Raw genomic sequence first — 24,417 nt, 5'->3', positions numbered from 1 at the left:
TCTTACACTTCTACTAAACGTCCGTTCTCTCTCCAGGATTGCAGAATTTTCTCAAGTACCCACTGATTCTTGTATCCGTCATCGAACAAGGGAGCTCGGTCTACGAACTCCCCTCTTGCCAGCTTAATAAAGTCTCCATCGGCTGTATGATTATAGATTGCAGGAACAGCCCAAGTCTCGTATTCGGCATCCGGGTGTTCTAGGTCACGCAACACGATGCGAATACTTTCCGGATTATTGAGACTTGCGTGCAGCGTACCGAGTTCGCCGTAGATATCCACTTCGATATCGTGACGTTTGCCGATGGCATTTTTGTGAGTGATGAAGGTACCCACAGTATTATCGCCAATGATGCCATGAAAGGCGGCGAGATCTTCCACATCCACTTTTACAGGCAGACCCGTGACCGGATCGGGCCGCTCAGGTGTAATGATATGTAGCAGCGCCGCGACGCTTTTAAATTCACCAATCAGAAAACGGGCCAGATCAATAATATGTGAGGCCGTATCCCCCACTACTCCAGAGCCGGCCTTGGCTAAATTGTGTCGCCATGTATACGGATGCTGACGATACGGTGAAAATGCATCCATTAGATAACGAAATTGAATATTATAGATTTTGCCCAGCTTGTGCTCATCCAGCAGTTGCTTGGTATATTGGAAGGCCGCGCCGTAGCGATGCTTGTAGTGAACCAGCAAAGGCACCGGATTCGCGGTATACAGCTTTTTCAACTGACCTGCCTCCGACCACGTGAGTGTCAATGGTTTCTCTGCCAGTACAGCTTTGTGTTCTTCCAGCGCAATCCGAATAATGTCAAAATGCACATCATTGGGTGTCAGCGACAGAATCGCATCTACCTCTGGGTCACGGATCAATGCTTCATAATGGGAGTACCGCTTGGAGGCAGGCAGTTGCAATTGCTCTCCGATGGCTTGAAGGCGGTTCGCATTTACATCACTAACGGCCACAATCGATACCCCCGACATGCTGTGTAATGATCTGATGTGATATTCAGCGATCAGGCCCAAGCCGATGATACCCATCCGAATGGGTAGGGTTGGGGAGGTAGAGGTACTCATATGTTCAGAATTCCCTTCTCTACAATTTGGTTTGATATCTGGAGCACATTCCTTTTTGCTATGCAGTATCACCCGTACCTTCGTAGAATAGTCCCCATCAGAAGTGATCGTCGTAAGTTTTACTTCCACAGACAGATAGCAGACAGTGAATACAATTCCCCATAAAAAAAGGATCTGCAGCTCCGTTGTCCGGTTTTGCAGATCCTTTACGCTTCTTCTTTATATCGACTACATCGACTACATCAAAAATGTACCTACGACAAAAGATACCCCGATGATGATTGAGCGCAACAGCTGTGCCAGAGCTACATTACCTTTGGCAATTTCCTCGCACACCTTGGTGCGCGGCGTCACCAGATCAAAAATCACATACACCAGGCACAGCACCACAATGCCCACGGCCGACCAGGTCAGCATATCGAGCCATGAATGGCTGCTATACGACACCATTCCCACGATGATACACAGACCTAGCAGCTTTGCCCCCATATAGATGCCTGCCGCTTCATTGCCGCGTGCGATTTCCTGATTATCGTTATAACGTGTCAGCAAGCTGAACACAAAATAACCTACGATTAAGATGGCAAACAAGATAAGCAGGCCGATACCTACATTGCCCAATGCGTTGCCCAAACTGATATGAGAGTCCAATTTTTTTCCTCCTTATGATACTTGTGAATAGGAACAGATCTGTTCGAATATTTTACATTTCACAATTCAGCTTATACAGCGGGTGAATTAGAAGGTTCGTTGGCAACGGCGGCAGCGCAATAGTAGGCCATATCGCCTGTTACCTTTTCACCGATTCGCGGCAGAACCCCCGCAAAACGCCCCCCGATCACGAATATGCCTGTCAGTACATAGCCGTGAAATAGCCCTTCCTCGGTCTGCAACTCTGCGCTCTGCATGGGCCACAGCCGCTGATAAATCTTAGGCTGTCCCTCGTAATAAGCGGCAATATGTGCGGCTTCCTCCTGTTCAGGTGTTAGTGGAGCATCAGCTTGATGATGCAGATCAGGCTGGTCAGCCTTCGCATTTTGGGCCACTCCCAAGACACCTTCCAGTCTCTTCTCGGGTTCAGGCTGCTCAATCAAATGCGTGCCTTTACCCTCTCGGCCCCATATGCCTTTGGCGACATAAGGCTCTTTATTTTGCAGAAACACGGATGGCTCAAAATATGTAGGTAGCAGGTAGGTTCGTATCACCTCCAGCTCCCGTTCGTCAAACAAACGAAAACCGCAGAACGCTGGTGTCTGTTCATTGCGCTCGTACAGCGACCATACGGTTGCGGTGAACCCTTTGCTCTGCGTAATGATATGCTGCGGCGGATTGATTAGTCCTATTTTTCCGTCTGCCACCATATCCATTAACGCCTGCCCCACCTCAAGCCCTGTGTCCTCTTCCCGATCTTCAATCAGATATTCCAGCGGATACAGGCGATAGAGGATGTGAATCTGCTCTCTACGGTGATACAATCCTTCATTCGGGATAATTTCCAGTTCTTCCAATGGCGCATAAACCACTTCAAACCCAGCTTGTTCACATAAACGCATGATATATTTGGTATTCGTCTGATCCTCGATATGCCATTCATAGCAAGTGAAATACACCTTTGTCCCCAAACCCTTACGACTATAAAAATGAATGAGCTCCGTCAAGGCAGACTGAATCGCCTCATCCATTCCAGATGAGGGTCCATGTAGAGCAATGTCATCCCCTGACATTCTCTCACCATGCAGCACCTCCAGCAGCTTTCCTTCGAGATAAGCCACCTCGGGAATCCCGGTCGGGGTATCGGTGTTATTCTCAATGCACTTGATCCCCGCTTCCCCCACAATCCAGTCCTGACGGGTGATCCCATCCGGCGCGGCTTCCATCCGTGCAGCACGCAGCAAGCCTTGATGAATCCCCAAACGCTCTACCAGGTATTCATCCGGCATATAGCGCTGGATAAATTGCTGGACCTTGCGATAAATACGATGTACTGCCTCAGAAGCAGCCTGAAGCTCTGCCAGCTCGCTTTCCCGATACACCGTTAAGGCCGGCACGCAGTAGGACTTGCCGTACATGCGATGATACGGAATCATATGGCTGATTTCACCCTTAAAAAGCTCGTCATGTTCATAAGGTAATTGCCGAATCGTACGCATGCTCATCTTAACCCCCAGAAAAAAAGCCGCTGCGTGAGCCACTGCTGCCAAAACCACTGTGTGAACTGGAAGATGAGGACGAGCTTTTGCGATAAGAGCTGGAGGAAGAACGGCTGCTATGATATGAGGAGCCTCCACTATAATAGGTCGATCCGCCATAATAATACCCGCTGCTGCCTGAATCCCGACAGGCCGTTTGCTCTGATACAGGGAGCTCGTCGCAGTCATAATACTCGTCATCACCGCAACCCGTCAGAGCGGCCGGGACAGCCAACATCAGGGCAAAGGCCGCCATCCGTGCACGAGAGCCGGGCTTGGATTTCATGGTTTCCCAAGAATGCTCCATCACAGATCGACCTCCTTCACAAACAAATGCACCTTTTTCAACTGAGGGTCCAATACCGAATATATAAATTCGTATGTTTTGCCACCCAATACCGTATAGTGATCCAATAGCCGTTGGGCTAAGTCTAAGGTAAATACCGAGCCTTCCCGCTGATCCATGCTACGGAACGCAGGCTCATGCCATACCCAGTACAATGCGCTGAATGTGGACGTATAGCCTCCCTCACTGGCTAGCACGAGGTCCGTGATCGACGCGCCGTAAGGCTTTGCACGTTCCCCTGTAAATTCGGTCACATAGACGGAATGATCCGTATGCTCCTCACTTTCATTCGAGGTATGCGCCCATAGTTTGTCATGGAGACGCGTAGCGTCTACAAGCTTGCGCAGAAACAGCTCATCTCCCGATACGGATTCCCGTGTCAGGCTGCGCAGTTCCTTTTGAGTGTCTTCTGACCATTCGCGATACGTTAATGAATAATAAATGATGATTCCCTTCCCTTCCTGTACGCTTCTGTCATGAGGTTTACTATAAATTCAAGCTTCTGTCGTCGTTCACTATACGAGATTCTACCTTGAAAAGGTTCAATTTGGAAGAAAAATACGACAAAAAGCCGCAATCCCCAGGATTACGGCTTGGTTGCAGCGCCTATAGCTTGATATTGTTTTCGTCGAAATATTCCTCCAGCGTCAACCCTTGCTTGGCTACATCCTCTGCAATGTCTACTCCCACATAACGGATATGCCAAGGCTCGTACACATAGCCGGTCACATCTTCCTTACCCTGCATATAACGAATAATAAATCCGTATTCCGGTGCATGTTGTTCCAGCCATTGGCCTTCCTTGGAAGCTCCGAACGATTGCTCCAGCACATTGCCTACGCTGGGGCTGGATACGTCAATGGACAATCCCGTCTGATGCTCACTCGTACCTGGTACAGCGCTGACTTTAGAGGCATATTCCTGCCCCTTTGTCTTTACATTGTTGTCGAAAATAGACACCTGACGCTTATAGGAACGGTATCCCGATACCGCACGCAGCTCAATGCCGTCCTTTTTCGCACCGTCGAACAGCTTCTCCAGTGCCTCTGCCGCTTCCTTACGCAAATGCCGCTTCTCATGCGGTCCCTCGAAGGAAAAAGGCACCTGCGGCTCTACCAGATCATCCGGGACGTAGCCCACAGGCAAGCTGCGCTTTTTGTTCACCACGACTGTATCCGAAGTCGCATTGGTTACAACCGCAGTTCCATCCTCTTCCTTAACTGTGGCCTGCAGTGCACTTTGGCTTCGCAGCGCCATCACAGGATCAGCCTGTCCACTTCCTGTATCCGCAGAGGCTTGTCCAGCGCTAGTACTGCCATTCCCCGCATCCGTCTGGGTGGAAGGCTGTACATTCTCCTGTACCGTTGTGGATGATTTTAATGGCTCACTTTCCTGTCCACCTGATCCTCCTTGCTGGCAAGCTGCCAGCAATAGCCCTGGCAAGATCAGCCCCGGAATGAGCGCTTTGGTCCATCGCTGAGATGTGCGCGTCTGTTGTATATGTCGTTTCATGCTGGTATCTCCTCCAATATTGCAATTGATACATGACTTGCAGTGACTTTTCCGTTCCCTCATTGTAACTGAACTTTGGACACTCTTCGAAGCCGTTATCCTATCCAATAAGTGTGAACAGACTCGAAAAAGAAAGCATATACCCAAATTATTACGGATTATGACGTTTTTGCGGGATTGCAGCCTGGGCTCGCTCGGCTACCCGTTCACGTATGAGTTTCAATGCTTCTTCGGCACGGGGTAACCCTGGCAGCAAGGACGTAATATCGGTTTCCTTTTTGAAAGCAAGTTTCTGCGGTAGGCGGATTTCAATGGCATGAAAGCCTGCTCCGGGACGATGCAACGCTCCTTCAGCTGCAGATTCTGCAATCCACTCGCTAATCGCTGCCGTTCCGCTGCGTCCTCCCTCCGCACGTGAGGTAGGCTCAAGCGCGGGGGATGTTCTCTGCACATGGGATAACTCTCCAGCCCAAGCACTAAACACGTATTCCAGCAGCTCTTCCTGCGTCATTCCGATCAACGCCGGACAGTGTTGTGGCTCGTTTTCCAGTCCGGCCTGAAGAGCTTTCTTCACGTCTTCGACTGCACCCAGCCCATTCTCTCTGCTGGAGATGGCGGTCTCAGCTGCGAGTTGAACAATCTCATCCAGCGACAGGCAAGCTTCCCCTTTCAGAAGACGGTAGATGTCCAAAGGCTCTGCTTTTAACTGCTCCAGCCATGCCCCTCGCTGTTCCAGGTTCAGTACAGGCACTGGGCCAGTCCATTGAACGGGATGTGCAAAAGGTACACCCGTCGATTTACCTTCTGGCCCATTGCCGTCTAATTCCACGATCCATCGACCGTCAGTTACTTTCAGCTTCACTTGCGGTCTCGTCATCGCCTTCATCCTTTCTCTGCTCACTCGATCCATACGTCATTTTGCAACGCAATCAGACCACGCAGTTCATCATCAGACATTTCGGTGAGCCAATGTTCTCCAGAGCCGACAACCTGCTCGGAAAGGGCCTTTTTGCTCTCGATCAGCTCGTCGATTCTTTCCTCCAGTGTCCCCTGACAAATTAGCTTGTGCACTTGTACATTGCGACTTTGGCCAATACGGAATACTCGGTCTGTCGCCTGATTTTCCACCGCTGGATTCCACCAGCGATCATAGTGAATGACATGGCTGGCACGTGTCAGGTTCAGACCCACGCCACCTGCACGCAAGGAAAGTACGAATATATTCGGTCCTTTTCCCTGCTGGAAGTTGTGAACCATTTCGTCCCGTCTGGTTTTCGCCAGTCCTCCATGCAGGAAATATGGCTCTTCTCCCAAAATCTTGGCCAAACGGGATACCAGCAGTTCTCCCATCGACACATATTGGGTGAAAATCAGCGCCGATTCATCGTTCTCGCGAATGGTTTCTACCAATTCCAGCAGTCGCTCCATTTTACCCGAGTTTTCGGTTTTAGTGCTGTCAGCACGGCCTGGGATGATCAAACCCGGATGGTCACAGATTTGCTTCAACTTGGTCAGCGATGACAAAACAAGCCCCTTGCGGGCCATACCGACCTGCCCATCCAGTGTTCCCAATAATTGATCCACCACACCGCGGTATAATCCGGCCTGCTCTGGTGTCAGTACACAATAGGACTTCAACTCCAGCTTCTCTGGCAAATCCTTGCGAATATCCGGATCGCTTTTGAGCCGACGCAGCATGAACGGGGAGACGAGACGATGAAGCTCACGCAACGCGGACCCCCGCTCCTCTCCTGCCAGACTGTACCGCTGGCGGAATGAAGATGCCGTACCGAGGTACCCTGGATTCAGAAATTGAAAAATAGACCACAGCTCGCTTAGCCGATTCTCTACCGGCGTGCCCGTCATGGCAATTCGATGCGGGGCGGACAACTTCATGACGCTTTGTGCCTGCTTAGTGCGTGCATTTTTTATATATTGCGCCTCATCCAACACAATGGAAGACCAGTAGACCGCAGATAAATCGCTGCCGTCCCGGCCCGCCAAATGATAGGTAGTGAGGACGATATCATACTCTCGTACATTTTCCTGAAACAGCTCACCGTGGAGTCGCTGGTTGCCATGGTGAATATAAAGCGACAAATCCGGTGAAAAACGCTTCAATTCCCGCTGCCAGTTGCCAAGCAAAGACGTCGGACAGATAATTAACGCCGGGCGCTGATCATCTGCGCCGATGCCACCATCGAGCAAACAGGTAATAACCTGAATCGTTTTACCCAGCCCCATGTCGTCCGCAAGGCACACACCAAAGCCCAATCCGCGCATCGCAGCCAGCCATTGAAAGCCGCGCTCTTGATACGGCCGTAGTGCACCATGCAGCGTCTCCGGCACAGGCCGCGGCTCTACGGAACGGAGTACCCCGCCCTCAGCCAACGAGGCAAGCAATCCGGCGGATTCCGCGCCAAAGATGGACAAGCCCTTCCACGAGGCCTCGCCTGCACTTTCATTTTCCGCAGCCAAATGCATCCATTCGGACAAGCTCATTTCACCGTTTTCTCCGCGCTTGATAAACCGCAGCACCTGACGAATTTCCTTGGGATCTACCTCAATCCATTCCCCTCCGAGACGTACATAAGGCAAATTGGCCGCGACGATGCTTTCCAATTCCTCCATCGTCAAGGTCGTATCCCCCAGCACAGCCTCGGCATCAAACGAAATCATGCGGTTAATGCCAACCGACGATGTATCGGCGATCACACCATCTGGCTTGGCACCCTGCTCTGTCGAGCGCATTTTAAGCCGCAAGCCTGCACGTCTTCGCCCCTCCCGGCTCCAGCGTGAAGGCATTTGCACAGTAATACCGTTCTTTTGTAAAGAAGGTACGGCTTCCGTCAGGAAGCGGAAGAACATCTCCGGCTCCAGGGTCAGTCCCTCGGGATAAGGGCGGTTTAATGCTTCCTGCAATATAGGTGCCGCTTCAGCCGCCTGTCCGAGCCTCGTCAGCAGTTGCGCCTGTACTTGACGGTACACTATTTCACCACGAACCAGATCACGTTCCGGATATGCCCACAATGCCAAAGCAGGCAGTCGTAATCCGGGCTCAGCATCGCTTTCTGCCCAAAAGGTAATGCGCCATTCCTGGATACTCTCTTCCAAAGAAGGCTCCAAACGAAGGCACAGACGCAATTGCCCTTCAATGGGTTCCTTGGCTTCCCGTTCCGTTACAGGCATCGTGCTTCCCTTAAGAGAGGACGCCTGAAGAACCAGCTCCTCCATCTCAGCAGGCGTTCCCTGAATCGCAACCTGGCGCGAACCTGTCAACAGACTGTTCCACCACAGCTCCGCCAGTGGTGATCCTCCGCGCCGATAATCTGCTCGATATCGTCCCAATTCACGATCTGACGCAGCCAGCACCGCGGTCGTTTCTGCATGAACGACCGCACACAAGAAGGAATACAGCACCATTCCAGCTGCATCCTCACGTGTTTCTGGCTCCTTGCCCGCAAAAACGGCCGGAGCTGCCATACACACAGCCGGCATCGCAGCTGCCAGCTCATGAAAGCGGCGGATGTCCTCCTCTTCGCGAAGCCGAGGAATCCACACCCCTACCGCCGCATCCGGGCCGCGCCGTCGCGGTCCAGATGGACGCGCCTCTGTAAGTGATGGCACGATTTCGCCCCGCTGCATCAGCTCCAGCGCAAAATAAGCAGCCTTTTGCCAATATTGCATTTCCTCGCCAAGCGTAATGCCCGATGCCGCACAGCCCTTCTCGTCCATGCGAGTCAGCAGAGCCATCGTCTCGCGGGGTTCCAGTGCCAGACCCTCCAGCGTACGCCCCAGCATGGAGCGTCTCTTGCCACCTCTGCCTGCGGTTTCCACGCGAGCAATGTTAGGTATCCGCACCTCGGCAAGACGCAACGCAGCCTGCCGAAACGGCCGAAGGTCTCCCTTTAGCGTCAGCCTGCGGATTACACTGCTCCACGCATCAATACGTGGTTCCGACGTCTCACCAGAAAAGCAAAAAAACACATCTCCGAGCCATATTCCATAAAGCGGTTGATTCATATCTGTCTCCCGTCCAGCCTTTTGAATTATTACTCTTCATCATATACGAAAACGGGCTCATTTCAAAACTTTATCACAAAAATAAATGGAAAGTCATACGTTAATAACCTTAAATATTCATGTGATTAACTATAAGCACTGCCTCTTATTCTTCATCATCCTTCAGATAAGGATTCAGGCTGTCTTGCAGCAATTTCCTGACCAGCATACGCAGTTCTTGCGGATATACGACCTCGGCTTCTGGCCCATACTTTAACAAAAGTCTGGATACATACCTAAACTCTTCAACGGGGATATGTCCGTGCCATTCCTGACCCAGGCCTTCCTGATGTGAGACATTGTGGAAGAGGGCATCTGATTCGGCCAGCCTAGCACCCAACGCGGTAAATTTTATTTTGGACGGAATTCCTACACGGGAATCCTCTGAAGCCAACCATGCTTGAAGGGTGGGGAGGCTATCCAAGGTTTCATCTAGTATCGTGATGGTGATCACCCGATCTGAACGGTACAGAATGATGCGGTCTTTGTTATGCGCTGGCATATACCAATATCCGTGATCAAAATAAAGCCCAATCGGATATACCTGGGTCCACTTTGCCCCGGAAGCGGAGCGGTAGTGCATGTTCACCCTGCGCTTGTTTAGAGCAGCCTCCAAAATGAGTGAGGTGTAGGGTGAGTCTGCGTGAGTAGGTATCATACGAAAAGAAATGTAATCCTTTAATTGGTCAATGCTGTCCTGTACATCCTGGGGAAGCTCGGCATAATAATGCTCGGACAAATGTCCACGAACCGATCCAAAAGGGATATCCGGAATGTCTTCCAGCAGTTGCAGCATGAGAAAAAGACCCAGTGCCTCGTCGCGCGCAAGATGAAGGGGAGGAAGGAGCCGATTGGGAAGTGCCCGGTATCCGCCATGAGGGCCCGTCTCGGTATACAGGGGTAACCCGGTTTGCTGCAAATAGTCGAGATCTCTTTGTATCGTTCTGACGGAGACGCCAAATCGTTCGGCCAACTCACGCGCCGTATATTTTTTTCGGGAATCCAGTATCCTCATAAGAGCAATTCTGCGTTCGTTCATAAGGTACTCCTCTAATCAAAAATAAAGTTTAGACGATCCTTTAACTACGACAAAGTATGTCATAAATAGATTGTAACATAGAGATAGAAAGGAGTGATGAACGATGAAGGATTTGAAATCAAATGAAGTAGTGCTGTATATCGCCATGAGTCTCGACGGGTATATTGCGTTGCCTGACGGGTCGGTGGACTGGCTGTATGATGTCAAAGGAGATGGCGGGGACAATGGATACGCTGATTTTTACGATACTGTAAGTACAGTGCTGATGGGCAGGCTGACGTATGAGGAAGTGTTAAAGCTTTCGGATGATTTTCCTTATGCCGGAAAGCCGTGTTATGTACTCACCCGGTCATTGACGGAGCAACAGCAGGCACCACATGTTACATTTACGGACGAGGCTCTGTCTGAACTGGTTCCGCGTCTACAAAAACAATCGGAAGGTTTGGTATGGTTAGTAGGTGGGGGTCAGTTAGTTCAGGCCTTCATGCAGGCTGGGCTGCTGGAAAAGGCGATCATTGCGATCATTCCCAAAGTACTGGGACAAGGAATACCCTTATTCCCAGAAGGAACGCTGCCAAGTACTTTTGAACTCCAGGAAGTCGAACGCCGCGGGGATATTGTTCTACTTCATTATCATTTATAATTATGTTCACAAAAAAACCTTCGTATGCTCAGGATCATGCAATCTCCCTGACATACGAAGGCTCTACTGCGTATTTCATTTCATTATTTGGTCTTTAAATTATCCCATGTTCTCTGGAAATCCTCGAACAGCTTCCCGGCATCCGATTTACCTGCCACATAGGCTTGCATCTGACTTCCGAATTCTTGCTGTGCTCCTTCAGGATAACGGCTAAAGAACCAGCCCAGCAGTTTATTTTCCTGACTATATTTCACTACTTCGGCACCCAGTTGGCCCATATCGGCCTCTTCCCCTTTGATGCTCTTGAACGCCGGAATGAACTTAAACTCCTTGGTGATATACTTTTTCCCCTGCTCAGATGTCACTATCCAGTTTAAGAACTCTTTGGCCTCAGCTTTGACAGACGAGTTTTTATTAACCACCCAGTTATTGGCAACCCCTACAAACAGCTTATCTCCGGCTGTTGCGTCTTCACCAATCGGCATAGGCAGGATACCCAATTTCAGCTTCGGATTAATTCCATCAATTTGAACCTGAGTCCAGTTCCCTTGCTGCATCATGGCAGCTTTGCCAGTGGCAAAGTTCGTTACCTGCGTATTGTAATCAGTCGTGAGCGGCTTCGAATTGCCATACTTGAGCGTCAGATCGAGCAACTTAATCCATTCGGCGAATACAGCATTGCCTGGAATTTTGGCTGTACCATCATTCAGTCCCTTGACGAAGGCCGAGGGGTCTGGCTGATTGGCAAATGCCACGTTCAGCAAATGATTACCCAGCACCCAAAACTCCTGGTATCCATTGGAAAAAGGTGTGATCCCTGCGGCTTGCAGCTTTTGCGCAGCAGCCTCCAGCTCGGACAACGTCTTAGGAGGCTCGGTGATTCCAGCCTTTTTGAACAAATCCTTATTGTAAATAAAGCCGTACCCTTCCAGATTCATCGGCTGACCGTACAGCTTGCCATCCTTGGTCATCGGTTCTTTGGCGACATCGACCACATCACCAACCCAAGGCTGGTCGGACAGGTCCTCCAAATATTCCAGCCACGTATCCAGCTCACGATAGCCGCCGACATTAAAAATATCCGGCTGTTCGCCAGAGGCAAACTTGGCCTTCAACGCCGCCCCATAGTCACTCCCCCCGCCTACGGTCTGAATGTCGAGCTTGATCCCCGGGTGAGTCGCTTCATACTCCGCCTTCATACGATTTAGCGCTTCTGCAATCTCTACTTTAAACTGAAAAATGTGAATGGTTTTTTCCTTCACTTCCTCATTGCCTGCATTTTGTCCACCACTGCTGTTACAGCCAGCTAAAACCAGGGCAAAGGCAGCAAAAAGCAAAATCAGTGCTTGGGCTTTCTTTTTAAAAGTATGCGTTTTCATATTTATGTTCCTTTCTATTCTAAATTTCAAAGTGTTCTCCGTTTGCGGAGTGGCACACCGTGCACATGTTTTCAGTACATCCCACACTCAGCCTTTGACCGAGCCTGCCATGATACCTTGTATAATATATTTTTGCATGGCCAGAAAGAACGCGATGACCGGCAAAATACCCAGCACCAGAGCTGGCAAAGCCAAATCCCACTGCTTCGTGTATTGTCCGAAAAAGGCATAGGTTGCAATCGGAATGGTGCGCAATTCAGCCTTTTGCAGTACCAGAGAAGGCAGTAGATAGTCATTCCAGATCCAGAGTGTATTCAAAATAATAACCGTTACCATCATGGGCAGCATCAACGGATATACAATCCGGAAAAACACCCCGTAAGGCGTGCAACCGTCCACTGTAGCTGCTTCTTCCACCTCAACAGGCACACCTTTGACGAATCCGTGAAAGAGAAAGATGGACATAGGAGCCCCGAATCCCAGATAACAGATCACCAGACCACTAATACTGTTCATTAAATCCAGCGTACTTACAACCTTGACCAAAGGAATCATCACCGATTGGAAAGGAATGACCATCGCAGCCACGAACAGGCTGAACAGTACCCGATTGTAACGTGTTGGGCGCCGAACCATTCGATAGGCAGCCATTGAGCTGATCAGTACGAGCAGCAGATTGCTGACCACCGTAACCACGAGTGAGTTCCATAACGCTTCGGGAAAACGCGTAATACTCCAAGCTCTAGCATAGTTGCTCCATACAAAGGTTTGTGGCCAGGCCGCAGAGTCAGTGAGCAGGTCACCAAAGCTTTTGACCGAATTCACGAACAAAAAGTAAAACGGGACGAGGAATACCAATGCGACGAGGATCATCACCAACTCAGTCGCCCATGTCCCAACGCGGTAGCGATTGTTTGTTTCCATTTACGATTCCACCTCCCGGCTTTTCGTCAGGCGTACCTGAAGGCTCGTAACGAGAGCAACAATGATAAAGAAAATGAGTGCTTTAGCCGTTCCCAACCCATAACGATTATTGACAAACGCTTCATTGTATATATTGAGCGCCACTGACTCTGTAGAACCAAAGGGACCACCCTTCGTCAATGACAGGTTGAGATCGAACATTTTAAACGACCATGATATCGCCAGGAAGAGACATACCGTAATGGCAGGCATGATCAAAGGCAGTATAATCGACCGCAAGATTTGCATCCGACTCGCCCCATCAATCTCGGCTGCCTCCAGCATATCCCGGGGCACATTGGTAAGGGAAGAGATATAAATCACCATTAAATATCCGGCTGTTTGCCAGATAAACACGATCACAATGCCCCAAAAGGCCGTAATCTCATCTCCCAGCCAGGACAGGTTGAAGAAGGATAACCCCGTACTCTCGCCGATCGCTGCAAATCCCTTGACGAAAATAAACTGCCAGATAAAACCGAGCAACAGACCTCCGATCACATTAGGCATGAAAAAAATAGTTCGAAGCACATTTTTTGTTTTTAGCGGCTTGGTTAGAAAATACGCCAGCAGAAAACCAAAAATATTGGCAGCTACCACTCCAATCACCGTAAAACGGACGGTAAACCAGAACGCTGTCCCGAATTTGTCATCATTAAATAAAATGTGACTGAAATTATCCAGCCCGACCCACTTTGCCTGATTGGCTACCCCATTCCACTCTGTAAAAGAATAGTACATTCCTAGCATGAAAGGGATTACAATAATGATAACGAAAAATAACGTCGATGGCCCTACAAAAATCCATTGCTGGAGCCATTGCGACGACTTGGCGCGATTCAAACCGATCCCCCCTTTGTTCTCTTTGGTGTCTGGAACGCTCCTCTACGGCATCCTTGCAAGCAGTGTGGACGTTGAATCCGTATGGATATGCGATTCACATGTTCATTATGTCGAATAAGCGCTCTGGAGAACACGCAAGATCGTGAACCATTAGGGGAGAAAATATTGACCTCTGGCTTGCCTTGAATTGTGAAAGGAGCTACCTGCATGAAATTTCATAGCATTCGTTCTCGTCTAATCTGGTTTCTACTCATTGCGGTTACTCTTCCGTTGCTGCTTTCAATGACCATGACCTTCATCCTCACCAAGCAATCCTTACGGGAACAGGCCACCCAGGAAAACGAACGGCTTATTTTTCAGGGAATTACGAATCTGGATAACTATTTACAGGGATTAAATCGTGCATCGATCGGAGTCTATAATGACCCTCATTTTCTGCGCAACCTGGCTAAAATTCCGGATGATTACCGGGCCGTTGCCGAGATTTACACCACGCTGCAAACGATGATGAATGCTTCCTCAGGCATTGACCAGGTGTACTTGCATTCGTTTGAGGCTGGGCAATCTACACTGATTACCAGCACGGTCCCTCTACGGGAGTTCCGGCTGGAGCCCTTCACCGGTTCTATTCATTACGGCCCTTCCGGGCTGTTCATGCAACCCTCGCACATAAAGCATTTGTACGGCTTTTCAGCAGTTTCCTATGCTGAGCAGAATACAAAGCGGCAGGTATTTACACTCCACCGGGCGATTCGGAACATTCCGTCTTCAGAAACGCTTGGGGTACTGGCTATAGATGTGGATCTGGAGCCGCTGCGCAGTATTTGCCGTCAGTTGTATGATGCAGATACAGAGGAGCTATTTTTAATTGATCGGAACGGAACGATCGTATATAGCGGAAAAGAATCATTCATTGGAACACACTGGAAGGAATCTGGCCTACTCAAGCGAATTTCTAAAGAAGACGAGCACGGTGTAATTGAAGATGATACAGCACTGCACGTATATGGCAAACTGGATGCCAATCTGTCAGGCTGGACGCTCGTCAAGAAAATCCCTCATCGGACGCTTTATTTGCGGGCTACCCAACTGACCCAGATCAATGCGGTCATTACAGGCGCAGCGTTGCTGCTCGTTATTGTTGCCACGTTATGGATTTCAATAAAAATTACGGAACCTATTAAACGGCTGACTCGCTACATAAACCAGATTCAGTCCGGTCAGCTGGATGTAGACATCCGGGCCATGAGCAACGATGAGATTGGAGTGCTGTCGCGTCGTTTCAGACAGATGATGGATACCATCAATAACCTCATTTTGCGGGAATACAAGCTGGAACTGGCTAACAAGACACACCAATTGAAAGCGCTTCAGGCACAGATTAATCCTCATTTTTTATATAATACGCTACAGTCTATTGGAACACTGGCTCTACAGCATGAGGTGCCGCGAATCTATTCTCTGCTTTCTTCCCTTGCCAAAATGCTGCGCTACAATATGCGGGATCACACAGTTGTAACACTCAAGGAAGAAGCTGAGCATGTAAAACAATATCTTGATTTGCAAAAAGAACGCTTCGGTGAGCAATTAGAAGTCACCTATCAATGGGATGATCAAGTTCTGAATGATCGAGTGCCTAAAATGATTCTCCAGCCATTGGTGGAAAACTACTTTAAACACGGTGCCGATCCCCGGCTGGGGCCTGGTAAGATTCGTATTACAGCCTTCCGAATCCGGGAAGGCATTGTGAGGATTGAAGTGGAAAATAACGGCGCGTCGATTCCACCAACCGAATTGGAGCAGCTCCAGCAAATGCTGAAACGTCCGCTGAAAGCCCATGAAGAATCAGACCCTAGCGAGCAGAACTCCATTGGTCTTCGTAATGTTCTATTACGTATCCAACTTCACTCGGAGGATGGTTCTAATACCCTGTGTGTAGACAATATTCTGCCTCATGGCGTTCGTTTCACACTTGAAATTCGCACTGAGCCCCATACAGAAATTCATATTAAGGGAGAGTGATCTGTCAATGAAGGTCCTGATTGTGGATGATGAAAAGCATGTACGTCACGCCATTCGGATGCTTGTACATTGGGAAGCTTACGGTGTGACCGAGGTGATTGAGGCTGAATCGGGCGATCAGGCGATTGAGGTCATTACCGCACTTTCCCCGCCCGTGGTACTCACAGATATGCGAATGCCTGGTAGAGATGGAGTAGCCTTGATGGAGTGGATTCAGGCGAATTCTCCAGCTACCAGAGTCGTGGTGGTCAGTGGCTATGATGATTTTGAGTTGGTTCGGCAGGCCATTCGCCGGGGAGGTATGGACTATATTCTTAAGCCTGTAGATCCGGTAGAGATCAATGAGGCGCTCAGTAGAGCTACTCAAGCTTGGCGGACAGCGGAGCAAGACCGGAACAGGCAGACCATGCAGGCTATGGAGGTCAACCGGATGAGGCCGCACTATGCTGATAAACTCCTGACCGAGCTCATTTCCGGTACATCGCTCTCCATCACGCCTTTACGTGAGGAGCTGCGTCTCCCGCCAGCTATTCAGGTATGTAATGCGGCAGTGATGAGTACCACTCAACTGGATGCCGATATACTCGACAAATATAAAACGCGTCGCGCGCTTCTAGGCTTTTCCCTCATGAACATCTGCAACGAATTTCTGGGTACCTCTCAGACCGGAGTTGCATTCCGTCATCTGGAGCGTACGGACGAAATTATTCTGCTATATTGGGGGGAGCCGGCTCGTTGGCCAGTGCTCTTGCAGGACATTCACGCAGGGATTAGAACGGCGCTGCGATGCTACATGCACATCGGGATTGGTTCTTTCGGAACCTTTCCCGTGGAGGCAGCCACAGCCTACCAAGAAGCACGGCAAGCACTGTGGAAACGGGATGTGCTACAGGCCACCAACTGGATGCACGAAAGTTTTCCGGCCCGGCAAACCGTTCGTCTTCCCCAGTTGTCTGAAATGGAAGAAGAACTACGGCTTAGTGCGCTCAGCTGTAATGCCAGTCGCATATCTATGGCGGTAAGCAGCTGGATGGAAGCCGTAGCCGTACTGCCTTCGGTTACAGCAGAGCAGCTAGCCGGCTGGAATCAAGAGCTGGATTGGATGCTGGCTCGCTGGCTGAATGACAGACCTGGAGATACCGAAGGCGAGGAACTGACGGATGAGTCGAGCACCATTCCTGCCTTGCCGGTCGACAATCGTGGCATGCTTTCCCTGCCTTTGTGGAAAAAACAAATCGAAAATCGATTGCTGGCAGCTGGTCAGGCACTTACACCAAGCCATAGCCCAAACAACCCGACGATCCGTGATATTGCCCGCTATCTGGATGCTCACTACGACGAGGACATTTCTCTACAGGATATAGCGAGCCGCTTTTACCTCAGCCGAGAATATATTTCTCGTAAGTTCAAGCAGGAGTACGGGGTCAATCTATCCGATTATTTGTGCCAGATCAGGATGGGCAAGGCAAAGCTACTACTGCTGAATGACAAGCTGCGGCTTCATCATATTGCCGGTATGGTCGGATATCAGGATGAGAAATACTTTGGCAAGGTGTTCAAAAAGCTTGAGGGAGTCACGCCTGGCGAATTCAGAAGGCGCCATTCTGCAAATCCTCAGCCGTCATCGCATATAACACATGATCTTCCCACACACCATTAATCTTCAAATAGTTGAGAGCCAGCCCTTCGCGGCGAAATCCCGCCTTTTCCATCACTCGATGGGAGGGCGTATTTCTTGGCATGACTCCGGCTTGAATACGGTGTAATTCCAACTCATTCAAGGCGTAGCGGACGATATCCTTCACTGCAGATGTAGCATAGCCTTGTCCGTGATATGCAGGATCTACGAAATAGCCCAGATTAGCGTTTTGAAAGGGCCCTCTAGCGACACCAGACAGCTCCATTCTGCCAATCAGCTTATTATTTTCCACCAAAAAAAGTCCAAACGTATGTCCCTGTCCGGCTTGTGCCGCTTCTAAACCGTTGGAAATCAGGCGCGCCTGTTCTTCCAGCGTAAAATAAATTTCAGGTCGTTCTGGCTCGTACGGCTTGAAGAAATCAAAATTTTCACGTCTGATCTCCAATAAATGTTCAGCATCACTTACTTGTAACAATCGAATCTGTAACCCCGGATGGGTGGACCTCATCGAAATCACACCATTCGTTTCATAGAACATTATCATTACCTTCTCTCTGTGTTATTCCTATGTAATTGTAATTCACGGTCATGAGACAAGAAAATACCCCAGGCGCATGAACGCAGCCTAGGGTATTGTTATTTAGAATTTATTCGGTTACAGGCATCCAGCCAGGAATAGTCGTCAGCGCACCCCACAAGTAGTCAGGAATAACCAGCTCCTGCTGGGCTTGCTTGGATAATGTCGTGCGAATAGTATCTTCTGTGCCGTTTTGCACTTTCTGAACCCATTGCGGCTCCATCAGCAACGGACGTCCCAGTGAAACAAGCGGTACACCTGTCTCCAGTGCTGCGAGCGCGTCATCCGGAGTATTCAGCGAACCAACCCCCATGACTGGCACACGGTTCCCAACCTTCTCATGGATGAGAACCGTACGTGACCGTTCGTCACTGCGGTCACGGAACGAACCGCCGAAGAAATGATTTACGGAAATGTGCAGGTAATCCAGCCCTTCATCCGCCAGGCGGTCTACAAGCACCATCGTATCATCCAGCGTGATGCCTGGCGTGTGTCCTTCCTCAGGAGACAAGCGGTATCCGAAGATGAACGGACGCTTCGCATGTTCTGCGATCACTTTCTTCACTTCGTGAACAACCGCCAGCGGAAAAGTCAACCGTTTTTCAAGGCTTCCTCCCCATTCATCCGTACGAATGTTGGAATGCGGAGAGAAGAACTGCTGCACCAGGTAACCATTCGCTCCGTGAAGCTCTACACCATCATAGCCTGCTTCAATCGCGCGGCGAGTTGCTTCGCCATAGGCACGGATGACACGGTGGATATCGTCAGGTGTCATTTCACGCGGCACAGGTGCGCCTTCTTTTTCCTCGGCTACTGCGCTTGCACTAATTGGTTGTCCGTCTGGAATCTGATCCGGCGGACACAGACGGCCACCATGATAAATTTGCAGGATCGCTTTCGCGCCCTCCTGATGAATCGTATCTGCCAGACGACGTAGGCTAGGAATCATCTCATCCTTGTCCGCACCAAACTCATTAACAAATCCTTTACCATCTGGAGTTACATACACACAAGCGGTAATAACCGCTCCCACACCACCGGAGCGTTCACGGTAGTATGCCAGTTCCTCATCACTGACTTCGCCATTTTCGTGGGAAGCAAAGTTAGTCATAGGGGCCATCGTAATGCGGTTCTTCAATGTAACACCGGATGGCAGGGTAAAAGCTTCAAATAAAGGATTATATTTCGGATTCATTCGTTCTCTCTCCTTCAGTTTAAGTCAGAACAGATCATATAAGGCTTTTGAGCATGAAACGATTGCGAATACGAATTCGATATCATTTTTCTTCCATGACAAAGCCTATCTACCGTGCTTACTTAAATACAGTGGTTATAATAACCACAGTATAATGATCCGCCCCTACAAAGTCAAATCTATCCTTTCTGATCTCCCTTAAACTGTCCGAAAAACCCGAATTTCAGCCACTTGTCATCAGCTATTGACAGTCGCTTATTTGCCTCCGGCTATGCTATCTTTCTCCTCTCGGCGGGAGAACCAGGTCGCCAGCAACGAGCCGGAAATATTATGCCACACGCTAAAAATCGCACTCGGTACAGCAGCAATCGGATTAAAATGAGCTGCCGCCAACGCAGCGCCCAGCCCGGAATTCTGCATTCCCGTTTCCAGCGTAACGGCCTTACGTTTGGAAAGATTCATGCCAAACAGCTTGGCAAACCAATATCCGAGCAGAAAGCCGATACCGTTATGCAAAATAACCACAGCAAAAATAATCGGGCCTGTCTCCAAAATCTTGCCTTTGCTGCCTGCAACCACAATAGCCACAATGAGTACAATTGCCAATGTTGAAATGAGCGGCAGCGCCTTAACACTCGCTTCCGCCTGTTTGCGAAATAGCGACTTGACGATTACACCCAGCACAATCGGGACAATAACCACGATGAGAATATCCATGATCAGCGACTTTGCATCAATATTCATCCAGCGTCCGGCAAGCAGACTAATCATCGCCGGGGTCGCCAGTGGAGCAATCAGCGTCGACACTGAGGCAATCGATACGCCAAGCGCCACGTCGCCTTTGGATAAGAGCGTCATTACGTTGGATGCAGTTCCACTCGGGCAACAGCCGACCAAAATAACACCCACCGCAATATCCGGTGGAAGCTGTAATACTAATGCCAATACAAAAGCGAGAAATGGCATGATCAGATAATGCCCGACCACTCCTATAGCCACATCCACTGGACGCCGGAATACTTCACGAAAGTCAGCTGCAGATAAAGTCAGTCCCATCCCGAACATGACAATGCCCAGAAATAGCTGTATGTATCCTTTCAACCCTGTAAACGCCGTAGGAAAGAAAAATCCCAAACATGCAAACAAAAGCACCCAGATGGAAAAGGTCCCACCTACAAATTTACCTGCTTTCTCTAATCCTCTCATTCTACTAATCCCCTTATTTCTATATAAGCTGAATTTAAGTAAATTCACATCGGAAGCATCTTCCGTCTGCGTATTAGCTCCCCAATGTGAACTCTTCATTCAGCTCATATAGTGCTTAAAATTTTTACCATTGTACTACATATGAATGTATATACATACAACTTTTTATGATTATATTGGGTTCAAGAAACTTTTTCCCGTTCGGACATATTTGAAAGCAAAGTGGGTATATTCATAGTAGAAGATAGTGACCAGTCGGTCATTTTGAACATCATTCGTTGAGGAGGAGTTATTCCTATGTCACGAAGCCATCCGTATAAATGGTGGAATATTATCGCATTCATCGCTGTCGTTCTCGTTAACATTCTGGCTTCTACACTTCCTATTGGCGGAAGAAGCACTGCTGCTGTATCCAACATGTATCCTACCTTAATTACGCCAGCAGGTTACGCTTTTTCCATCTGGTCGGTCATCTACGTGCTGCTCGCCTGTTTTGCCGTGTACCAAGCTACATCTACAGGGCAATCCAAGACAAGCGTTCAGTCTATCGGTATTTTCTTTATTTTGAGCTGTCTCTTCAACATCATCTGGATTTTCCTATGGCAGTATGTATACGTAGAGCTGTGCGTGATCGTCATTATTCTATACTTGCTCTCCCTATTCGTCGTATATACACGTACCCGTACACCGCAACCAACTCGCGGAGAAATGTGGTTCGTCAAGATGCCTTTCAGTCTGAACCTCGGTTGGGTATCCGTTGCTACCCTCATCAACATTGCAGTAGCACTGGAAAAGAATGAATGGAGTGGCTGGGGGCTCAGCGATACGATATGGGCGATCATCATCCTGCTTATTGGCGCCGCATTAGCCATCTTGGTCAGCTTTCCTTATCGTGACAGCATCTACCCGCTTGTATTTGTATGGGCCTATGTCGCTATCGCCATCGAGCATCCGAACAATGAAAATGTACGGCTGGCTGCATGGATCTTGTCGGCAATCATCCTGGTATACGCGCTATGGCTATTTTTTGCCCGTAATCGAGACCGGGATTAAAGTCAACGAATATAATCTCCTAACAAGCACAAGCGAGCATGGGTCTGAATTATTTAGCCCAAGCTCGCTTGCTTCGTTTTTTATTTAATATGATCAGGCGTAGACTTTTTTTATTCAACATCTCCACCTCCATTTTGTATACAAATGGACAACACTCAATGCATTTAACAACCGGATGCCACTATATAGTGACACCCGGTTCTTTACAGAATTTCTTTATTAAATAAACGAACTCTGGGTAACTTATTCGCCCTTCAGTGCAATGACTTCAATCTCCACCAGTGCATCCTTAGGTAGACGAGCTACCTCGACCGCACTGCGCGCTGGATACGGTTGCTCAAAGAAAGAACTGTACACCTCATTGACGCTGACAAAATCGTTCATGTCCTTCAGGAATACAGTCGCTTTCACAACCTGGTTCATGTTGCTGCCTGCTGCTTCCAGAATGGCTTGTACATTGCTCAAGGACAGGCGAGCCTGCTCCTGTACATCCTTGCCAAACTCACCTGTTGCCGGATTCAGCCCAAGCTGTCCTGAGGTGTAAATAAACCCGCCTGCCTCTACCGCTTGACTATAGGGTCCGATCGCACCGGGTGCTTTTTCAGTAGCAATTGTTTTTTTCATAAGGGTTGGATTCTCCTTCCTGATACTGGTTCACCGTATTATAGCATGTGAAGTCCAAAGCCACTATTCCGTGTGACGGTTTGCAATGGTGCTACATTTTTTTATTTCCGCTGTAACCTTTAACGCCCATGTAACATCTAATTCCTGTAACCTGCTACACAATAGATTGTACAAAATCAAATACAGGTACAAGTACAATGATTATAGCTAGTAGTATAGACGGGAAAGGAGTACCATCCTTTGAATCTCGAAACAATTTTACACCAAGCAAGGAATGGGGACCGCAAGGCGTTCGTCGCCTTGATGAAACATATGGAATCCGATATGTATGGCATGGCGCGTTCCATTCTTCGCAGCAATGAGGATTGCGCGGACGCAATGCAAGAAGCAATGCTCAAAGCATACAAGTCTCTGGGTGAGCTACGTGAACCTCGCTATTTTAAAACATGGCTGCTTCGTATTCTCATTAATGAATGCCATCTCATTATCCGCAAGCAAAAACGGGTTGTACCCGTCGCGGAATTTATAAAGGAACCGTCCACCTCGGGCGGATACGAAAAAATCGAACTGCGCGAGGCCATCGACCATTTGGAGGAATCCATGCGAACCGTGATTTCCCTGCACTATTTGCGCGATATGCCGATCAGGGAAATATCAGAGTTACTGGATCTATCAGAGGGTGCCGTCAAAACACGATTGCACCGTGCTCGCAGAACATTAATGGACCTGCTACAAAATCGCGGAGAAAGGAAGGTGACCATTCAATGAATCCTTCAGGGTTTGAAAACCAGGATCAAGAGCTGGATGAGAAATTACAATTGGAAAGGGAAAACTTGGAGGCAGAAATGGTAGTAATCCCTGATTTGGTAAGGCAACGCCTAGATGCATTTTATGCACAAATGGAATCGGATCTGGAACTGCTACCCAACCGCCCATCCTCCCATCTATCCGTTAAAAGGTTTTTTCGGGGAACTGCAATTACCGCTGCTTCTGCAGCGCTCATTGGCGTTATGATCATTGGTAGCGCCTTTGTTTCGCCTACAATGGCGGAGTCATTGAAACAGGTCCCTCTTGTTGATAGTGTGTTCAAGCTAGCTGGGGATCTTGGGCTGCAAACCGCTGACCAGAAAGGGTTGGCCACTTCCGTAAACCTTAGTGTTACCCATAGCGGTATTACATTGAAGGTACCTCAAATCATATTTGACGGGACACGCTTGGTCGTGGCGTTGGAAAAGAGTGGTGGGGATTCACCACATGAACCCCTGTATCCAACTACCAATACGCAAGGACAGGAAGAGGATATGGTGGAGAAAATAGACCTGTTCATCAATGGGACGTCGGTCAACAGCAACAGTAGCGCCTTCAATCTCATGTATGGTCGTCCGGGCAAAGACAATAATTCTATGCTGATTGCGTATATGCGTGACCCTGCCAGTGGTAAATCCGCCTTACCAGATCAGTTTGAGCTAGAGGTATATGCAAAGTTAAAAGGTGTACCCGAGCCGTTCCGCATACAAACCACGGTTCACAAAACTAAAATAAATAACAAGATACTTCAGCCGCAAATGAGCAAATCTAATCCGTATCTTGCATTTACGGTAGAAAAGTTAGAAATTACCCCCATCACAACCAAGATCACAACGTCATTCAAAATGCTGACCGATATTGCACATATGCCAGATGAGTACACTGTAGAGCGTGAGTACAATAACATGAAGAACGGACACACGATCCAGTACACCAAAAGGGAATTGGATATACTCGATTATGCTGTATTCGACGAGCAGGGAAGAGAACTTCAATTGCTGAGCGGTTCTGGAGTTCCCCATACCCAAGAACGTGACAGCAAAATGATCACACTGTTTACTCCTTTTGTGGACACTCCCCAGAAGATCATCTTCAAGCCGTATATCTTGCCAACCCAACCAGGAGGTAGTGCCCTACTCGATGCTAATGGCAACTGGCCACGCCATTACATGGATGAATTAGAGATTACGATCGATGTGCCGCAAAATACAAACCACCCATAAAACACGAATAACGCCG

22 protein-coding genes are annotated in these 24,417 nt (G+C 48.9%); 6 read left to right on the top strand and 16 right to left on the bottom strand.

Going from position 1 to position 24,417, the window contains the following annotated elements; all coding sequences use genetic code 11:
* Positions 1–2 precede the first annotated feature (2 nt).
* The 9 genes from EGM68_RS03210 to EGM68_RS03170 form a co-directional block, all read right to left on the bottom strand.
* Positions 3–1,079 carry a Gfo/Idh/MocA family protein gene (locus EGM68_RS03210; protein WP_064964291.1) on the bottom strand — a complete coding sequence of 359 codons (1,077 nt, stop codon included), beginning with the start codon at positions 1,077–1,079 and terminating at the stop codon, positions 3–5.
* Positions 1,080–1,316: 237 nt separating this feature from the next.
* A complete protein-coding gene (locus EGM68_RS03205) occupies positions 1,317–1,730 on the bottom strand; it encodes a DUF350 domain-containing protein (protein ID WP_016819503.1) in 414 nt (137 codons plus the stop codon).
* A 71-nt stretch (positions 1,731–1,801) separates the two neighbouring features.
* Positions 1,802–3,235, bottom strand: a complete 1,434-nt coding sequence (locus EGM68_RS03200) for a glutathionylspermidine synthase family protein (protein WP_129548642.1) — start codon at positions 3,233–3,235, stop codon at positions 1,802–1,804.
* 1 nt (position 3,236) lies between these two features.
* Complete coding sequence (locus tag EGM68_RS03195) at positions 3,237–3,575, bottom strand: hypothetical protein (RefSeq protein WP_013369194.1); 339 nt, start codon at positions 3,573–3,575, stop codon at positions 3,237–3,239.
* Entirely contained in the window at positions 3,575–3,868 is a 294-nt protein-coding gene (locus EGM68_RS03190) for a hypothetical protein (RefSeq protein ID WP_235329958.1), read from the bottom strand. The genes EGM68_RS03195 and EGM68_RS03190 overlap by 1 nt, the downstream gene beginning before the upstream one ends.
* Positions 3,869–4,220: 352 nt before the next feature.
* Positions 4,221–5,126, bottom strand: coding sequence for a M15 family metallopeptidase (locus EGM68_RS03185; RefSeq protein ID WP_013369192.1), 906 nt, complete (start codon positions 5,124–5,126; stop codon positions 4,221–4,223).
* Positions 5,127–5,277: 151 nt separating this feature from the next.
* Positions 5,278–6,003 (bottom strand): phosphoribosylglycinamide synthetase, encoded by a 726-nt coding sequence (locus EGM68_RS03180; protein ID WP_129548641.1) that lies wholly within the window; start codon positions 6,001–6,003, stop codon positions 5,278–5,280.
* Positions 6,004–6,023: 20 nt separating this feature from the next.
* On the bottom strand, positions 6,024–9,149 hold the full coding sequence (locus EGM68_RS03175) for a DEAD/DEAH box helicase (RefSeq protein WP_129548640.1): 3,126 nt from the start codon (positions 9,147–9,149) through the stop codon (positions 6,024–6,026).
* 145 nt (positions 9,150–9,294) lie between these two features.
* Complete coding sequence (locus EGM68_RS03170) at positions 9,295–10,227, bottom strand: helix-turn-helix transcriptional regulator (RefSeq protein ID WP_129548639.1); 933 nt, start codon at positions 10,225–10,227, stop codon at positions 9,295–9,297.
* A 103-nt stretch (positions 10,228–10,330) separates the two neighbouring features.
* Here EGM68_RS03170 and EGM68_RS03165 point away from each other — a divergent pair, with 103 nt between their 5' ends.
* Positions 10,331–10,870, top strand: a complete 540-nt coding sequence (locus EGM68_RS03165) for a dihydrofolate reductase family protein (protein WP_129548638.1) — start codon at positions 10,331–10,333, stop codon at positions 10,868–10,870.
* 83 nt (positions 10,871–10,953) lie between these two features.
* On the opposite strand, the gene EGM68_RS03160 is transcribed toward EGM68_RS03165, so the two are convergent.
* From EGM68_RS03160 to EGM68_RS03150, 3 genes are all read right to left on the bottom strand, one after another.
* Complete coding sequence (locus EGM68_RS03160; protein WP_129548637.1) at positions 10,954–12,249, bottom strand: ABC transporter substrate-binding protein; 1,296 nt, start codon at positions 12,247–12,249, stop codon at positions 10,954–10,956.
* A gap of 87 nt (positions 12,250–12,336) precedes the next feature.
* Positions 12,337–13,173 (bottom strand): carbohydrate ABC transporter permease, encoded by an 837-nt coding sequence (locus EGM68_RS03155; protein ID WP_013369186.1) that lies wholly within the window; start codon positions 13,171–13,173, stop codon positions 12,337–12,339.
* On the bottom strand, positions 13,174–14,055 hold the full coding sequence (locus EGM68_RS03150; protein WP_013369185.1) for a carbohydrate ABC transporter permease: 882 nt from the start codon (positions 14,053–14,055) through the stop codon (positions 13,174–13,176).
* A gap of 207 nt (positions 14,056–14,262) precedes the next feature.
* Between EGM68_RS03150 and EGM68_RS03145 the strand changes: the two genes are divergently transcribed.
* Both EGM68_RS03145 and EGM68_RS03140 read left to right on the top strand, forming a co-directional pair.
* On the top strand, positions 14,263–16,077 hold the full coding sequence (locus EGM68_RS03145; RefSeq protein ID WP_129548636.1) for a sensor histidine kinase: 1,815 nt from the start codon (positions 14,263–14,265) through the stop codon (positions 16,075–16,077).
* A 7-nt stretch (positions 16,078–16,084) separates the two neighbouring features.
* Entirely contained in the window at positions 16,085–17,737 is a 1,653-nt protein-coding gene (locus EGM68_RS03140) for a response regulator (protein ID WP_129548635.1), read from the top strand.
* Here EGM68_RS03140 and EGM68_RS03135 read toward each other — a convergent pair.
* The 3 genes from EGM68_RS03135 to EGM68_RS03125 form a co-directional block, all read right to left on the bottom strand.
* On the bottom strand, positions 17,667–18,254 hold the full coding sequence (locus tag EGM68_RS03135; RefSeq protein WP_129548634.1) for a GNAT family N-acetyltransferase: 588 nt from the start codon (positions 18,252–18,254) through the stop codon (positions 17,667–17,669). The genes EGM68_RS03140 and EGM68_RS03135 overlap by 71 nt on opposite strands.
* 109 nt (positions 18,255–18,363) lie before the next feature.
* Complete coding sequence (locus EGM68_RS03130; protein WP_129548633.1) at positions 18,364–19,488, bottom strand: NADH-dependent flavin oxidoreductase; 1,125 nt, start codon at positions 19,486–19,488, stop codon at positions 18,364–18,366.
* A gap of 255 nt (positions 19,489–19,743) precedes the next feature.
* A complete protein-coding gene (locus tag EGM68_RS03125) occupies positions 19,744–20,694 on the bottom strand; it encodes a bile acid:sodium symporter family protein (RefSeq protein WP_013369180.1) in 951 nt (316 codons plus the stop codon).
* 297 nt (positions 20,695–20,991) lie between these two features.
* On the opposite strand from EGM68_RS03125, the gene EGM68_RS03120 reads away from it, so the two are divergent.
* On the top strand, positions 20,992–21,747 hold the full coding sequence (locus EGM68_RS03120) for a TspO-related membrane protein (protein ID WP_129548632.1): 756 nt from the start codon (positions 20,992–20,994) through the stop codon (positions 21,745–21,747).
* 243 nt (positions 21,748–21,990) lie between these two features.
* Here EGM68_RS03120 and EGM68_RS03115 read toward each other — a convergent pair whose 3' ends face one another.
* Positions 21,991–22,371, bottom strand: coding sequence for a RidA family protein (locus EGM68_RS03115; protein WP_013308546.1), 381 nt, complete (start codon positions 22,369–22,371; stop codon positions 21,991–21,993).
* A gap of 240 nt (positions 22,372–22,611) precedes the next feature.
* Between EGM68_RS03115 and EGM68_RS03110 the strand changes: the two genes are divergently transcribed.
* The gene (locus EGM68_RS03110) at positions 22,612–23,139 is read left to right on the top strand and encodes an RNA polymerase sigma factor (RefSeq protein ID WP_129548631.1); all 528 of its coding nucleotides are present in this window, start codon (positions 22,612–22,614) and stop codon (positions 23,137–23,139) included.
* Positions 23,136–24,401, top strand: coding sequence for a DUF4179 domain-containing protein (locus EGM68_RS03105; RefSeq protein ID WP_129548630.1), 1,266 nt, complete (start codon positions 23,136–23,138; stop codon positions 24,399–24,401). Before EGM68_RS03110 ends, EGM68_RS03105 begins: the two co-directional genes overlap by 4 nt.
* Positions 24,402–24,417 lie beyond the last annotated feature (16 nt).

Origin of the sequence: Paenibacillus sp. M-152, assembly GCF_003856555.1 — a bacterium.
Lineage (GTDB): Bacteria > Bacillota > Bacilli > Paenibacillales > Paenibacillaceae > Paenibacillus > Paenibacillus polymyxa_C.
This window is presented reverse-complemented; position numbering and strand designations above follow the sequence as displayed.

What these genes read in the sequence shown, in the direction of transcription:
- EGM68_RS03210 (WP_064964291.1), bottom strand. Translation starts at nt 1,079, where the DNA reads ATGAGTACCTCTACCTCCCCAACCCTACCCATTCGGATGGGTATCATC.
- EGM68_RS03200 (WP_129548642.1), bottom strand. Translation starts at nt 3,235, where the DNA reads ATGAGCATGCGTACGATTCGGCAATTACCTTATGAACATGACGAGCTT.
- EGM68_RS03195 (WP_013369194.1), bottom strand. Translation starts at nt 3,575, where the DNA reads ATGGAGCATTCTTGGGAAACCATGAAATCCAAGCCCGGCTCTCGTGCA.
- EGM68_RS03185 (WP_013369192.1), bottom strand. Translation starts at nt 5,126, where the DNA reads ATGAAACGACATATACAACAGACGCGCACATCTCAGCGATGGACCAAA.
- EGM68_RS03180 (WP_129548641.1), bottom strand. Translation starts at nt 6,003, where the DNA reads ATGACGAGACCGCAAGTGAAGCTGAAAGTAACTGACGGTCGATGGATC.
- EGM68_RS03175 (WP_129548640.1), bottom strand. Translation starts at nt 9,149, where the DNA reads ATGAATCAACCGCTTTATGGAATATGGCTCGGAGATGTGTTTTTTTGC.
- EGM68_RS03170 (WP_129548639.1), bottom strand. Translation starts at nt 10,227, where the DNA reads ATGAACGAACGCAGAATTGCTCTTATGAGGATACTGGATTCCCGAAAA.
- EGM68_RS03165 (WP_129548638.1), top strand. Translation starts at nt 10,331, where the DNA reads ATGAAGGATTTGAAATCAAATGAAGTAGTGCTGTATATCGCCATGAGT.
- EGM68_RS03160 (WP_129548637.1), bottom strand. Translation starts at nt 12,249, where the DNA reads ATGAAAACGCATACTTTTAAAAAGAAAGCCCAAGCACTGATTTTGCTT.
- EGM68_RS03155 (WP_013369186.1), bottom strand. Translation starts at nt 13,173, where the DNA reads ATGGAAACAAACAATCGCTACCGCGTTGGGACATGGGCGACTGAGTTG.
- EGM68_RS03145 (WP_129548636.1), top strand. Translation starts at nt 14,263, where the DNA reads ATGAAATTTCATAGCATTCGTTCTCGTCTAATCTGGTTTCTACTCATT.
- EGM68_RS03140 (WP_129548635.1), top strand. Translation starts at nt 16,085, where the DNA reads ATGAAGGTCCTGATTGTGGATGATGAAAAGCATGTACGTCACGCCATT.
- EGM68_RS03135 (WP_129548634.1), bottom strand. Translation starts at nt 18,254, where the DNA reads ATGTTCTATGAAACGAATGGTGTGATTTCGATGAGGTCCACCCATCCG.
- EGM68_RS03130 (WP_129548633.1), bottom strand. Translation starts at nt 19,488, where the DNA reads ATGAATCCGAAATATAATCCTTTATTTGAAGCTTTTACCCTGCCATCC.
- EGM68_RS03125 (WP_013369180.1), bottom strand. Translation starts at nt 20,694, where the DNA reads ATGAGAGGATTAGAGAAAGCAGGTAAATTTGTAGGTGGGACCTTTTCC.
- EGM68_RS03120 (WP_129548632.1), top strand. Translation starts at nt 20,992, where the DNA reads ATGTCACGAAGCCATCCGTATAAATGGTGGAATATTATCGCATTCATC.
- EGM68_RS03115 (WP_013308546.1), bottom strand. Translation starts at nt 22,371, where the DNA reads ATGAAAAAAACAATTGCTACTGAAAAAGCACCCGGTGCGATCGGACCC.
- EGM68_RS03105 (WP_129548630.1), top strand. Translation starts at nt 23,136, where the DNA reads ATGAATCCTTCAGGGTTTGAAAACCAGGATCAAGAGCTGGATGAGAAA.